Below are 14,536 nucleotides of genomic sequence, written 5' to 3'. Positions count from 1 at the left end.
TGGTGACCTTCGTGGTTACGGGCTGAACCGCCAGGGACCCGACACGCACGAAGGGGAACATGAAGCGCATGTCCTTCGTGTCCCTTGGTGACCTTCGTGGTTCGCTTTGTGCAGTGAAGTCATTATTGTACAAATGACTGCGTATTAGTATCAGTTCTCGGTTCTCGGTTCTCAGTTCTCGGTTCTTGATTCTTGCGAGGTCATCCATGTCCGACACACTCGAACAGTCCATTGATCGCCCGGTTCCGCGTCGTATCCGCGTGCTGCCATACCTGGTGCTGTTTGGCGGCGTTCTGGTTGCCGCCGCTGCATCGATTATGATTCGCTATGCTCAGGATATGGAGGTGCCTTCCACCACAATCGCCGCCGGTCGGCTGGGACTGGCGGCGATCATCCTGCTTCCGATTGCCTGGTCGCGTGCCGGGGACGAGTTGCGCCGCCTGTCACGGCGCGACATCCTGCTCGGAGTCGTGTCTGGCGTGTTTCTGGCGGTTCACTTTGCCGCCTGGATCTCATCGCTGGCGTACACCTCGGTGGCTTCCTCAGTCGCGCTGGTTTCGACCAACCCGCTGTGGGTGGCGCTTTTGTCGGCGGTGCTGCTGCGCGAGCGACCATCGTCGCCGACGATTGCCGGGGTTGTGTTGACAATCACGGGAAGCATTCTGATCGGCATTAGCGACAGCAGCGGACCCGATAGCGGCAATGCGCTGCTGGGGAATCTGCTGGCGCTGCTCGGCGCATTCGGCGGTTCGATCTACTTCCTGGTCGGGCGCAGCCTGCGCCGCCATATCTCGGTGCTGGCGTACATCTGGCTCGTCTACACCAGCGCTGCCGTCGCCTTGCTGATCACGGCGCTGGCGTTCGCCGGAACCGCCAATCCGCTGGAACTCTTTGGCGGATATCCGCCACTGGCGTACCTGTTGCTCCTTGGTCTTGCACTCGGACCGCAACTGCTGGGGCACACCGCATTCAACTGGTCGTTACGCTACCTGTCTGCCACCTTCGTCACTGTTGCACTGCTGGGAGAACCAATTGGTTCGGCGCTGCTGGCGCTGATCTTGTTTGGCGAATGGTTTGCGCCGTTGCAACTTGCGGGTTTCGTGCTGCTTCTGATCGGCATTGCTGTTGCGGCGCGCGGGGAACGCGACAATGACTAGGAACGAGAGACCATCCCGTTTTAAATAAGCGCCCACAAAGGCGCAAAGGCGCAGAGTTCCGCATTTGAACTTTGCTGATGATGGCTCATCTTCCTTTTGGCAACGCCCTGTGTCTGTACACCAAACCTGCCGGGCAATGCGTCAGCGCCGCCTATGCCAGAATCTCGATCGCGCCGGGAATCAGTTCAGCCGTCACCGTGCGCGCTCTGGTCGAGAGCACTTCGCCATCGGTTGCGACCGGGATTGGCGCCGAACTGCTGATGGTGACATGCCGCACCCGCGCCATGGTCACCTGGCGCAGCTTCGTATGCGTGCCCTCGAGCACCTTCGGGATGTGACGAATGATCTCGTCGATGCGCAGATTATTGACCAGGCAGGCATCGAAGTAGCCGTCATCGATGCGTGCGTCGGGCGTGAGCAGGAATCCGCCTGCCTGATAGCGACCATTGGCAATGCTGGCGAAGAGCAGCCGGCGCTGGATGCGGCGTCCGTCGAACTCGATCGTCATGGGATGCGCTTTGTAATTCGCCATTGCCCGAATAATCGCCAGCAAATAAACGGCAAACCCCTTCAGCCGGGTGATCTTGAGCGCCTCTGCCGCCGCCTGCGCATCGAACCCCGATCCAAGCGCGTTGATAAACCAGCGTTCCAGTTGATTATCAACGCGCACCAGACCCAGATCGACTGTGCGCGGTTGCCAGCGTGCAATGCGTTGGACGCTGCCGTAGATGTCGTTCGCCAGAAAACCGTCCAGCACCTTGATGAAATCACAGCCGGTTCCGAGTGGAATGATCCCCAAAGGCACGCGACGTTTGCTGCTGGCTTCTGCCATCTTGATGCCGTTGACCGCTTCATTGACGGTTCCATCCCCGCCGACCGCCACAATCGCGTCATAGCCGCGTTCGACGGCCTGCTGCGCCATTTCGATCGCACCGCCGCGCGTGTGGGTCATGACCATATCGTAGTCGATGCCAGCGCGCTCGAGCGCCAGGTCCAGATCGTGCCGCCGCTCGCCCGCGTGGCCACGGCCAGCCCAGGGGTTGAGAATGATCAGCGCCTTGTCCATGTTCTCTGCTCACGGTATCAACGGCGCAGATGCGCCGCACCAGCGATTATACCGGATGTGAAAAGTTCCCCTATTCTTTTTCGCGGATTTCGTGTATAATCTGCCTAGATTCCCTCTATCTTTTTTTGATCATTTCGGGTATAATCCGCGCAGGTTGACGCGAGGACGCGTCTGTTCAGTTAACGGCAAGAAAGGGAGGGTACGATGACGCACGAAGATCTGCTGGCTCTCATTGAAGAGGGCGTCGAGAACGGTCGGATTTCGCCAGCGCTGGCCGCATTCATCACCGCAGAACTGCTGGGCAAGGAGGCTGCTGAAACGGAATATGCCGAAGACCGGTTGCTGGAAACAGTTGGCGCATGAGCGCCATCAACCGTTTCGGAAACCATGAAGCCGCCCAATCGGGCGGCTCTTTCCATCGCTCCGGTTCTCTGAAGCGAAGAATTACCCTGCCAGTTCACGGCGCACGATGCGCGTCCCTTCGACCATCGCCTTCAGTTTGGCGCGCGCCGCCCAACGCGCCGTCTGGCTGAACCCGCAGTCGGGCACGATCGTCAATTTCTCCGGCGCCACATAGTGCAACGCTACCCGGATCCGCCCGGCAACATCCTCCGGTGTCTCGATGTAATAGTTTTTCACGTCGACCAGACCAGCCGCCAGTTCCTTCTCACTCGGAAATTCGCGCCATAAATCGATCTCCGCCAGTTCGCGGTTGGCGAATTCCAATGCGTACTGATCGGCATGCGCGTCGAGAATGTGCGGAAACAGCGGACGATAGGTGCGCTTCGCCGTGGGACGCCCGACATAGTTGCCAAAGCAGAGGTGTAATCCGATTTTGGCGTTCACACCGGCAACCGTGGCGTTGAACAGTTCGACAAATGCGTGTGGCGCGTCGGGGCGAACGGCAATCGATGGTTCGTCGATCTGAATGAATGTGCATCCTGCCGCAACCAGCGCCTTCAGTTCGGCATTGATAATCGGCACGAGCGCCTCCGCCACCTCCCACCGCGTTGTGTACACTGCGCCGGGCTTGATCCGTCCGGCAAGCGTGAACGGACCGGGGCATGGCATCTTGATCGGACGCGCCGTGCGCTGCTTGACATAATTATACTCAGTGAGCAGACCAAGACCGTCCGGTGCAGTGATCGGTTCGACCGCCTCGTAACTTTCGCGCTGGTCGTGGCCTGCGACTCCGATCCGACGCTGCGGCGGCAACTCGCGCAGCCCGGTGAGAAAACTGTAGAACGCCGCGGTGAAGAAACCGGCGCGCCGCATCTCCCCATCACTCACAATGTCTACGCCGGCATCCTCCTGATCGCGCAACGCCATATCGACCGCATCATCCTGCGTTTCGCGCATGTCGTCCGGTCCAAGTTCGCCGCGCTGCGCTGCCCAGAGCGCCACATGCAACCAGGCGGGCCAGGCGTAGGAGCCGATGACGCTGGTTGGGAGAAGCGGAAGGTCCATATGTTCACCTCATCACATACTATGACTACCATGCAGTCCATCCGCCATCGATGGGTAACACGACGCCGGTCACGAAAGCGGCATCAGCGGATGCCAGATACGTCGCAGCGGCGGCGACATCCTCCGGTGCACCCATAGCGCCGGTCAGCGGCTGAAGGTGTGTCAGCCGTTGCTGAATATGCTCACTCTCCTGAGCGCGGCGGCTCATCGGTGTGGCGATCAGCCCGGGAGCAATGACGTTGACGCGCACACGGCGTGGCGCGTAGTACACCGCCATCGCGCGCGACAACCCGATGATTCCTGCTTTTGCAGCAGCATAGGCGTGGGTGGCAAAATCGGCATCACCGCCAACCATGCCCAGCACCGAACTGAGGTTGATGATCGACCCGCCGCCCGCCGCCAGCAGGTGCGGCACTGTTGCACGACACATGAGAAAGATGCTCGTCAGGTTCACGTCGAGCGTGTGCCGCCATCCATCGAGCGTGCAGGCGTCGACCGGTCCATCCCCCCAGCGCCGGCCGCTGGCGCCTGCGCCGTTGAACACGATGTCGAGGCGATGCAGATGCTCAATCGCACTCGACACCGCCTGTTCTACCTGCAACGGGTCGGTCAGATCACACGTGATGGCAACGAATGATCCAGTTGCGCCGCCAAGCGCGCGGGTGTTGTTCAGCCCGTCGCCATCGAGGTCGAAGCCGACAACACGCGCTCCTTCGGCAAGGAAGCGGAGCGCCACGGCACGTCCGATCCCGCTTGCCGCGCCGGTCACAATCGCAGTTTTTCCCGTCAGACGCATGACCCTCTCTCGAAAAGCGGAATGCACCCTGAGCCTGTCGAAGGGTGCATTCCGCTGCCCGCCTTTCGACAAACTCATACCAGTGGCGTTCAGTCAGACAATTGGCATGAGCAGCCCCAGCGGGGCTTTCACCTGCTCAGCGAGGGCTTTAGCCCGCAGCGGCCCGGCGTCCTGCTGCGCTTACCGGCAGTATGGTCCAGGTGACCGCACATTAGTATCAGGGCTGTGGGTGCGGGCAGCGTTCATTCATTATTTTGCGTCAATCGTTTCAAGCAATGCTCCAGCCCTTCAGCGCGACGTTTGCGGCGTTGAACGTCCCCCGCCATACACCTGCGCCACCCGCGCCCGATACTCGTCGTAGGTGCGCTCGAACAGTTCCTCCGAGGCGGCGCTGCCAATCAACACACTGCTGGTCAACACCAGCGGCGGCTGTCCGCGTTTCGTCAGTTCGGCGGCGACCAGGCACTTCAGTGCATTGACCACTGCCGCATACCCGATCGTCGATCCAGGACCGACGGGGTATTGCAATCCCTCGATCGTCACCAGCGCGTCACCGGCAGGCGCACAGTTGTCGATTGTCACATCGGCGCAATCGATCAGGCGTTTGCCGCTGCTGTGGCGCGGCGTGGACGCCTGGCAATGCGCGACCGACACCACCGCGATCACCGGCATGCCGCGCGTTTTTGCTTCGAGCGCGACATCGATAACGACCTGGTTGACGCCGCTGTTCGAGAAGATGATGAAACTGTCGTGCGGACCAAAGACGAAGTTGCGCAGGATGACCCGACCAAATCCTTCGACCTTTTCGAGGAACATTGCCTGGCGCTGCCCATTGGGTCCGACAACCGGATTATGGTATGTGAGCGACAGTTCGACAATCGGATGGAAACCGGGGAAACTGCCGTGACGCGGAAAGATTTCCTCGATCGGGATGCGTGAGTGGCCCGTGCCGAACAGATGCACCAGCCCGCCGGCGGCGATGGTGTTGGTGCAGATGAGCGCCGCCTCGAGGATGGCAGGCATCTGCGTCTCGCGTACCCGGCGCACAATCATTTCGGCGCGTTCCAGATAGTCCAGCATCGGTGCAGGGTCGAGGGTCATAGCGCCTCATCAATCGCTGGTAGCCTGAATATCAATCACCCGCTCGATGATCCGTCCCGTCGTTTTATCGGAGAGGATCTGTTTCAGTTTATTGCCGTGCATGCGTTCTTCTTTCACCAGCGCATACCCGTCGATCTCCTGCGCAACGCGACGCAGCGGCTTCATCGGCTCAGTGGCGCGCCACTCGACCTCGACCGCCTCCCACTGGCGTGATTTTGCCGAGCGGTAAGCGGCGTCGAGGATGGCGTTGACCACATACCCGTCGTAGAACGTCTCCATCGGCGCGCGGTTGTTGTCCATCGCCTCGAACATATCGGTGAACATGTGGTTGTACCCCAGTTCGTGGACCTCATCGCCTACCGGGAAGAGCCAGCCGGTTTCGGTTTCGGCTTTTTCGGCGACATACCCGCCGCCGCCGGCGGTGAACATCTCGAAGCCGGTGCGCAGAAAGTGGTTGAGCCAGATCGTGCCGTTCGTTCCGGCCACCTCATCACGCAGGTCCATTCCGCCGCGGAACGTCCAGCTCACCTCGAACTGCCCGACTGCGCCGTTCTCGAAGCGGATCAGCGCGATCGCGTTATCCTCGGCAGCAATCGGATGCACCAGCGTATCCGCCCAGCACATGACTTCCACCGGACGATTGTTCTTCCCGGCGAAATTGCGAATGATCTCCGCACAGTGGCATCCCAGGTCGATAATCGCGCCGCCGCCGGCCACGTGGGCATCCCAGAACCAGGCGCTATGCGGTCCGGGATGCGTCTCACGTGAGCGCACCCACAGCACATCGCCGAGGGCGCCGGCTTTGACCGACTCCAGCGCCTTGAGCGTCTTCGGGGTGTACACCAGGTCTTCGAGGTAGCCGGCAAACACACCCGCCTTCTCGACTGCGTCGAGCATCTGGCGCGCCTCGGCAGCGGTGCGACCAAGCGGCTTGGTGCAGAGCGCCGCTTTGCCCGCTGCCGCCGCCATTTCAACCGCCTGAACATGCTGATCATTCGGTAGCCCGATGATCACCGTATCGGTCTCCGGGTCCTCAATGGCCGCCTTAAGATCATTGGTGGCTCTGGCAATGTTCCACTGCGCCGCAAACGCCTCGGCGCGCTCGCGGGTGCGTGAGTAGACCGTTGCGATCCGGTCGCGCCCTCGATGACCGTGGAGGGTCATCGTGTAGAACATGCCGATCAGACCGGTTCCGAGCAACGTAATCGAGTGCGACTTCATAGGCGCTCCTTTGCTGCAAGTTCCCCTTCGAGTCGTTGCGCTGCCCACAGCGCAGCGCCGATGACGCCGGCTTCGCCGCCAAGCTGCGCCAGGGTAATCTGTACCCGGTCGAGCGGCGTCAGATGACAGCGCGCCATCACCTCGGCGCGCGCCGGTTCGAGGAGCCAATCGCCGAGGCGCGACATCCCTCCGCCGATGACAACTCGCTCCGGGCTGAAGATCGTGATCAGGTTGGCGATGCCAATGCCGAGATAACTTCCGGCGCGTTGCAGAATCTCGCGCGCGATGGTATCGCCCTGTTCGGCGGCGCGCGCGATGATCCCCGGCGTAATCTTGTTCAGGTCGTAATCCACCAGGGTTCCGATCTGTGTCGTCATCCCCTGCGCCACCACACGCAACGCCATCGCCGTGATCGACGGACCGCTGGCGAACGTTTCCAGGCACCCGCGATTGCCGCAGCCGCAGCGCGGACCATACGGATCAATCGTCATATGCCCGACTTCACCGGCAGTCCCATCGATCCCCAGGTACAATCGCCCATCGATGGCAATTCCGCCGCCAATACCGGTGCCAAGAGTCATGCCGATCACGCTGCGCGCATCGCGCCCGGCGCCGAAGGTCGCCTCTGCCAGGGTAAACGCGCGCGCATCGTTAATGATCGCCGTCGGACGACCGGTAAGGCTGGTCATATTGGCGGCAAGCGGCACATTGCGCCAGCCGGACGGGAGATTCGGCAGCAGGATCGTCACCCCTTGCGCAAGATCGATCAATCCGGGCACGCCGATCCCGATGGCGGCAATCTGATCGAGCGGCGTGTTGATCTGCGCACACACCTGTGCGGCGAGCGCAGCCATGCGCTCGATAACCGCTGCCGGACCTTCGTGCGCTTCGGTGGGAACCATCAGTTGGAGGAGACGCGCGCCGGTGCGTATATCAACGGCGGCGGCGGCGATTTTGGTGCCGCCCAGATCAATGCCGAGGCAGACGTTCATTGTCTTCTATTTTTGAAGATTTATCGATAGGGTGATACTAGCGCATCGGGGTAGGGCTGTCAAGCGGGGGAAGAACCCACGCAATCGAGCACCTGGACCATCAAGGACGTGGAGTGGTTGCCGTTGGCTGCGCCGGTCGCCGCTGACGTTGGCTGAGCTTGTCGAAGCCAACGCCAGCCTCAAGACAGTCAATAAGGTCTTCGCTTCGTTGCAAACAAGCGCCGCGGCTGACCTTTCAATCCCCGGCATTTTGCGGTCAGTCAGACACGATGTTCCAGGGTTCGGTTTGCAAGGCGCAACGATCCACAACGCGCGTTGGCAGTCCGCCCGGCGGCTGTGAAGCCGCAGGCTACGGTTGCCAAGCCCGCCTGCGCGGGCTGGAGCGGGTATGCGCCGCGCAGGAGGAGGGCGGGCTTCAGCCCGCCTGCGCGGGCCGGAGCGGGTATGCGCCGCGCAGGAGGAGGGCGGGCTTCAGCCCGCCTGCGCGGGCTTCACCGGGCGATGCCGGATCTTTTCTCAACAGCCATTATGGTCCAAATGACCGCGTATCGGCTCTCATCCCTGCTACGCGCCAGGTTAGGACATTCGTTTGCATTTCCCGTCCCTAACGCCCCGCTATGGCTGCATCGTGATCATCGGGAGATGGACGCGACGTGAATTGGGCGGCGTGGGCGTTCCTGGCGGTGCAGGCGTCCCCGGCGGCTCGGATGAGAGCGGCGGCGCCAGGTTTTCATACACCAGCACACGGTTGTGTGACCAGCCAATCGAGATAATGTCGAGGTCGCCGTCGTTGTCGATATCGACGAGTTGCGCACCATCGTGGTGCTCATCGCCGGTGGAGACCATCCAGCGGCGCCAGCGCAATCCGTAGCCATCATCATTCTCGAAGATCAACAGACGCGCGCGCTCCGGGCGCGAGGTGTCATGCTCGCCAACAACAACATCGAGGTCGCCGTCACCGTCGAGGTCGCCGACGTCCAGGCTCATTGGTCCGATGACATCGGCAGCAATGACATGTTCAGCCCACCGTGCCGCCGGGTCCGCACCCTGTTCGTACCACGCCAGTTTCCCTGGCACGCCGATAGCTTCGAACCCGACAATGGCATCTGTCCGTCCGTCGCGGTTGATGTCCGCCAGACAATTCCGGTCCGGTGCGCCTGAGGCGTTGGAAATCGTCAGCGACGTCCAGCTTCCGCTATCATTGCGCAACCAGCGGGTGCCGGTCAGCAGGTCGAGATCGCCGTCCCGGTCGATGTCGCCAGCGCTGATTTCTTCGTCTTGCGAGAGCGATGAGATGGTGCGCAAGTTCCATGTCGCGATGGCAGGATCGTCTGGAACCTTCAGTTTCTGAACGCCGCGCCCGGATTCGTGCCATGAAAGGGCAATTTCGAGCGGACCGTCAGGCATAAAACGTGCGCCAACCGCTCCCTGGAGAAAGTCGCCGTTGCTGGCGGCCAGATTGGTCAACACGGTGAACACACCGCCATCGTTGCGCGCCCATGCGAGGCGCCCGTTGCGCTCCGAACCGCGTCCCTGCGTTCCAAAGATGTCCAGGTCGCCATCATTATCGAAGTCTGCCAGGATTGCCGCATTCCACAGCGGTTCGCCGATCGGCGTGCGCACCCAGTCGCCATCGGCGCGCCCCGGATTGCGATACCACCACGCGCCGCTGACGATATCCGGCAATCGGTCGCCGTTGAGATCGCCATAGAGCACGAAGATGGCGCGGTCGGGGCGTGCCGCATCGATCACATGCCTCTGCCAGCGCGACAGGTTGCGTTTCGTCGGGTGGTTGGTTTCGTTCAGCCAGATACGGAGGCGCGGCGTTTCAAAGTTGTATGGCTTGCCAAGAATATCGAGATCGCCGTCACCATCGATGTCGCCCAGGCGCGACTCGTGGTGATCGATGCCGGGCGGTCCCTCCGCTGGCTGAAACGCGCCTGTGCCATCACCATACAGCAGAATCATGCGCGAATCGGGATTGGCGCCATCGAGACGCATCTCGCCGGAAAAGATGTCCAGGGCGCCATCGCGGTTGAGATCGGCAAGCGCCAGGCTATGAGCGTCCTCTACGCGATCCACGAGCGTCTGTCGCTCCCAGGCGGCGCCCGTCCAGTGATACAGGTCAATCGTCCCTCTGCCGTGGCTGGTGCTCGTGACCACTTCAAGCCGCCCGCCAGGGATGATCTGCCCGGCAACGACGCGGATGCCACGATTGCCGGCATTGATCGCTTCGGCGACATACCTGCCGTTCGTGAAACGAAACCAGTAGCCGCCTCCAACCAGATCGGTCACTCCGTCGCCATCGATGTCGGCGGCGGTCAGACCTTCCGCATAGGCCGTGGACGTGAATACGGCGGATGGCGTCCAGAGACTGGCGTTGCGCGGATCAGGCGGAACAGTCGCAACGTACAGGATCGATGGTTGATTGTTGTTGCCCTGATTCCAGAACGCCAGTTCCGGGCGGCCGTCGCCATTGAAGTCGCCGAAGACCTGGTCGTGGTAGCGATTTTGCCCACCACTCTTGATCAGGTGTCGCGTCCAGCCAGTGTTTGGGTCGTCGTTCGGATACGGGTTTTCCCACCAGAACACGCGGTTGCCGCTGTAATCCTCGCCAGCGACGATATCGAGATCGCCGTCGCCGTCGATGTCGGCAAATGCGCCACCGGCTTCGATGCTCAACTGTGATGGTTCAATCAATAGTCGCTGCCATCCGGTTGCGGTGAAACGCAGCCAGACGAGCGCCGGCGCTTTGCCGCGACCTCCAACCACAATATCGTCCCGTCCATCACGATCAATGTCGAACGACAGCATCATGGTTTGCTCGACGGGACCGGTCATTGGCAGAGCGGCGGCATCTGCCAGATACCTCCACTGAACCAGCGGTATCGAGTGAGCCAGCGGGGTTGAGGAGGCTGATGAAAGCGGCCTGGGGGTGACGGCAGGGGCCGCGCAGGAACCAAGAAAAGTGAGCAGCAGGAGAGCGTTGGTGATCAGACGCAATGAATCCTCCTTCGCTATCGTCACTGAAGCAGCAACGATCGGACGACGCGATCCCACGTGATGTCCGCCACCCGCGCTGGTCCGGCGGCGCCGAGACGTGGGGCGAGGGCTGCATCATCGAACAGCGTGTCGAGATGAGCGGCAATCGCGTCAGGTTCCGGTGGTGCGACGAGTCCAGTGACGTTGTGTTCAACGAACTCCAGCACGCCGCCGGAGTCGGTCGTGGTCACGACCGGGCGTGCGGCAGCCAGCGCTTGCACAGACGTGAATCCGTAATCTTCATCGAACGGCGCATAGTAGACAGCCCGCGCTGAGGCGTAGAGGTCGATCAGTTCGTTGTCGGGCACGAAACCGCGAAACACCACGCGCGCGCCGAGGTTCAGGTCGGCTGCCAGGCGCTCCAGGCGCGCGCGATCGTCGCCCGCGCCGACGAAGATGCAGCGGATTGGCTGCCGGGTGCAGGCAAGCGCGCGCAGCAGCAGATCGAGCCGTTTTGCGGCATCCAGGCGCGCATCGGAGAGGAGATAGTCGGTGTAGGGTCCGGCGCACAGCCGCCCGGCATAGCGACTTGGCGGATAGAGCGGCTGCGTTTCCAGTCCAACGAAGCGTTTGAGCCGTGCTGCGACATTGCGGGAAATAGCGAACAACCGTTGCGCCTCGCCAAGCGATGCGCGGTCCATCCGCAGCAGTTGATCACGGGTCACGCGGTCTTCCGGGGTGTTTGCGAAGTCTGAGAGCGGTGTGCCATACCAGTCATACGCCTGGCGGTGCTGATGCACCAGCCAGACGACCTTGCGCGCGTGACGTGCGGCGTAGGACGGAAACTTGGTGCAGATAATCTGGTCGACCGGCGCGCCGTTGACGTGCTCCAGATCGAGGAGGCGCCACGCCAGCGCTGAAGGTATCAGACGTTCGTGGGGTTGCCAGGCGTAGGGCAGCGCCACGATATCGACGGTGTGGCCGCGTTCGCAGAGGGCGTCGTGCAGTCCTTCGACCAGCAATTCAGCGCCGCCGCGCGCAAATGGCACCTGTGCCGTGCAGATCAGGATGCGCTGAGGCATACCCTCAGTATAACCGAAAATCAATCACTGCATGCTACTGGCATACTCGATGCCGCTCTGAAGCGTGCCACGGGTGACAATCCCCTGCAGACTCACCCCCATCCCGACGAGCGTCTGCGCCACTTCAGGGCGAATGCCGGTGAGCACCACCTCGGCGCCCAGCAACCGCACCGCCTGCGCCGCCTGCATCAGCGCACTGGCGACGTGCGTATCGACGATCGGCACGCCGGTGATGTCGAGAATGACGATCGACGCGCGGTATTCGGCTACCCCGTGGAGCAGGCGATCAACGGTCAGTTGCGTTCGCTGTGAGTCGAAGGCGCCGATCAGCGGCATGAGCAGCACGCGCTTATTGAGCGGGATGAGCGGCGTGGAAAGTTCCGCCAGGGTGCGCGCCTGCATGGCGATCACCTGTTCCTGCAAGCGCAGACGCTCCTCATTCGCTTTCTGGAGTTCGAGCGTTTTGGCAGCGATTTCGTCGAGCAGGCGCTGCTGACGTTCGCGCTCACGCGCCTCGCGCAACACTGCGATCTCGTTCTCGATCGTCCGGTTCGACTCATACACATGAAACTCGACCGACGTCTCGTCACCGTCAATGACCATGTTCTTCTCGTCAGCCCAGCACTGCACGCCAAATGCATGGGTGAACAGCCCAATGATCTTCCCCTGGAGAAATGGGCACCCCCAATTCACGGGCTGCCCGCGCTGCATGTCGAGTTCCCACGGGTTGCGGATGCGCACAATCGCTTTCCGTTGTTCCAGATCGCAGAAGGGGAGTTCCAGCCGCCCCCAACCAATCGTGCTGATGACCTCACCCCACGCTAGCAGCCCTTCTTCGAAGGTTGAACCGAGCGCCAGCACGATATCATGATAGTCTTCCGCCGTGCCAAAACTCCCACTGTGCGCCACCAGTAACCGGAAGAGCGGAATGCCGATTTCGTCTGCCAGAGGACGAAGAATCTTCAGCAATGACGGGTTCAGCCACAGGAGCGCTGATGGGATGCCAAAGAAGCGCACCCGCCCTTCATCGATAGACCATTCAAAAGGAGCGCGGTTAAGCACAACCGAATAGTGATCGGTGAAAACCTCATTCGACATCGAAATCCTCCGTCCCGCAACCGGTCATTAACCAGACGTACTCATTTGGTAGCACAGGAATGATGACAAAACTGACTCGGATTTGAAGCAAGTGCGTTGCGAACGTGTAACATTCGACCTTTACAATGCCTCGTAGAGCGTGGTATCATCCCATGCCACACGCCAGCGTTGCTGTGCATCCTCGGATTTTCTTCGCCGGGTCTGTTCACATCGCATCCTGATCATCTCAAGCCTATGTTGCAGTCCATCGAACAGGAACGTCTTCATTTCGAGCAGCAGCGCCGGTTCATCTATCGGACGGCGGGAGTGCTTGGTGTGCTGGCTGTGTTGTATGCCCAGTACAGCACCTTCATCGACACCCATTCGTCCTACATCTATCGCGCAGTCTATGCACTCAACCATATCGCATTCGCTGGCATGTGTGTGGCGCTTATCTGGCTGCTGGCGCGCCAGCGTGCGCCCATCGAACGCCTGGAGCGCCTGGCGCTCATCATGTTCATTGTTCAGTCGCTTGGGTTCAACGGCATCATACCGGCGGTCTTTCTCCCAACCCCAAGCGCCATGCTGCTCGACACAATCAGCGACGATATCTGGTTTTTGCTGATCATCTGCATCCTGGCGGTCAACCTCTATGACGTGCGACGCGGCGCGTTGATCGCTGTGAGCGTCTTTCTTGCATCGTTTGGCATCGTCATAGTGCAGATTGTGCGCTGGAACATGCTCGGCGTCGATGCTGCCAACAGCTGGCGGGTAGTGAGCATCTACCTGATGGCAGGGGCATTGTTGGGTTTTCTGATCGTTCTGTCGGCGTACCGGGCGCACGCAGAACGCCTTCGGACAGCATACGAACTGATGCGGGAGATCGCGTACACCGACGCACTGACCGGATTGCCGAACCGTCGCCGTTTGTACGAAGATTTGCGCCGGTTGATCGCAACAGCGGAGCGATATGGTCAGACGTTTTGCGTCTGTTTGTTCGATCTGGATCACTTCAAGCAGTTGAACGATCAGCACGGGCACCTGGTCGGCGATCAGGCGCTGCGCGCAGTTGCGCGCGCTGTGCCACAACACTTGCGCGCAGCTGATCATTTTGGGCGATGGGGCGGCGAAGAATTTGCCATCCTGCTGCCGCAGACCGATCTGAGCAGTGCACAAACGGCGCTTGATCGGGTGCGCCTGGAATTGCATGCAATCAATCTGCCCGATGTGTCGATGATCACGGCCAGTTTTGGCGTAACCGAATATGTGCCAGGCGATACCGGCGAGACCATCCTGCACCGCGCCGATCAGGCGATGTATCTTGCGAAAACAACCGGACGCAATCGGGTTGTCGGTGATGCCGAACCGGTAGAGATGTGGAGTTGTGATAAGGCGAGAGGCAAGAGGCGAGAGGCGAGAGGCGAGAGGCAAGAGGCGAGAGGCAAGAGGCGAGAGGCGAGAGGCGAGAGGCGAGAGGCGAGAGGCGAGAGGCGAGAGGCGAGAGGCGAGAGGCGAGAGGCAAGAGGCGAGAGGCAAGAGGCAAGAGGCGAGAGGCGAGAGGCAAGAGGCGAGAGGCGAGAGGCGAGAGGCAAGAG

At 61.0% G+C, this 14,536-nt stretch carries 12 protein-coding genes; 3 read left to right on the top strand and 9 right to left on the bottom strand.

The features are described 5' to 3' along the window. Positions 1–206 precede the first annotated feature (206 nt). Positions 207–1,157: a DMT family transporter gene (locus AC3EA7_RS17080; protein ID WP_488615280.1), complete on the top strand. Its 951-nt coding sequence runs from the start codon at positions 207–209 to the stop codon at positions 1,155–1,157. 151 nt (positions 1,158–1,308) lie between these two features. On the opposite strand, the gene AC3EA7_RS17075 is transcribed toward AC3EA7_RS17080, so the two are convergent. After that, the gene (locus AC3EA7_RS17075; protein ID WP_488615279.1) at positions 1,309–2,223 is read right to left on the bottom strand and encodes a diacylglycerol/lipid kinase family protein; all 915 of its coding nucleotides are present in this window, start codon (positions 2,221–2,223) and stop codon (positions 1,309–1,311) included. A gap of 204 nt (positions 2,224–2,427) precedes the next feature. Between AC3EA7_RS17075 and AC3EA7_RS17070 the strand changes: the two genes are divergently transcribed. Next, positions 2,428–2,586 (top strand): hypothetical protein, encoded by a 159-nt coding sequence (locus tag AC3EA7_RS17070; RefSeq protein WP_488615278.1) that lies wholly within the window; start codon positions 2,428–2,430, stop codon positions 2,584–2,586. Positions 2,587–2,667: 81 nt separating this feature from the next. On the opposite strand, the gene AC3EA7_RS17065 is transcribed toward AC3EA7_RS17070, so the two are convergent. The 8 genes from AC3EA7_RS17065 to AC3EA7_RS17030 all read right to left on the bottom strand — a co-directional run bounded on the left by AC3EA7_RS17065 (position 2,668) and on the right by AC3EA7_RS17030 (position 12,962). Continuing rightward, positions 2,668–3,690 (bottom strand): methionine synthase, encoded by a 1,023-nt coding sequence (locus AC3EA7_RS17065; RefSeq protein WP_488615277.1) that lies wholly within the window; start codon positions 3,688–3,690, stop codon positions 2,668–2,670. A gap of 25 nt (positions 3,691–3,715) precedes the next feature. Next, a complete protein-coding gene (locus AC3EA7_RS17060; RefSeq protein WP_488615276.1) occupies positions 3,716–4,486 on the bottom strand; it encodes an SDR family NAD(P)-dependent oxidoreductase in 771 nt (256 codons plus the stop codon). 288 nt (positions 4,487–4,774) lie between these two features. Beyond that, complete coding sequence (locus AC3EA7_RS17055; protein WP_488615275.1) at positions 4,775–5,587, bottom strand: sugar isomerase domain-containing protein; 813 nt, start codon at positions 5,585–5,587, stop codon at positions 4,775–4,777. Positions 5,588–5,596: 9 nt separating this feature from the next. Continuing rightward, a complete protein-coding gene (locus tag AC3EA7_RS17050) occupies positions 5,597–6,808 on the bottom strand; it encodes a Gfo/Idh/MocA family protein (RefSeq protein WP_488615274.1) in 1,212 nt (403 codons plus the stop codon). After that, complete coding sequence (locus AC3EA7_RS17045; RefSeq protein WP_488615273.1) at positions 6,805–7,800, bottom strand: ROK family protein; 996 nt, start codon at positions 7,798–7,800, stop codon at positions 6,805–6,807. Before AC3EA7_RS17045 ends, AC3EA7_RS17050 begins: the two co-directional genes overlap by 4 nt. A 615-nt stretch (positions 7,801–8,415) precedes the next feature. Further along, positions 8,416–10,803, bottom strand: coding sequence for an FG-GAP repeat domain-containing protein (locus tag AC3EA7_RS17040; protein WP_488615272.1), 2,388 nt, complete (start codon positions 10,801–10,803; stop codon positions 8,416–8,418). Between the two features lie 20 nt (positions 10,804–10,823). Next, the gene (locus AC3EA7_RS17035) at positions 10,824–11,864 is read right to left on the bottom strand and encodes a glycosyltransferase family 4 protein (RefSeq protein ID WP_488615271.1); all 1,041 of its coding nucleotides are present in this window, start codon (positions 11,862–11,864) and stop codon (positions 10,824–10,826) included. Positions 11,865–11,888: 24 nt separating this feature from the next. Then, positions 11,889–12,962: an STAS domain-containing protein gene (locus AC3EA7_RS17030; RefSeq protein WP_488615270.1), complete on the bottom strand. Its 1,074-nt coding sequence runs from the start codon at positions 12,960–12,962 to the stop codon at positions 11,889–11,891. A gap of 234 nt (positions 12,963–13,196) precedes the next feature. On the opposite strand from AC3EA7_RS17030, the gene AC3EA7_RS17025 reads away from it, so the two are divergent. Next, positions 13,197–14,536, top strand: a 1,340-nt coding sequence (locus AC3EA7_RS17025; RefSeq protein WP_488615269.1) for a GGDEF domain-containing protein, incomplete at its 3' end; no start/stop codon positions are given.

The sequence above is a fragment of the Roseiflexus sp. genome, from assembly GCF_057785375.1.
Note: the sequence above shows the minus strand (reverse complement) of the source record. Positions and strands in the feature narration are given on the sequence as shown.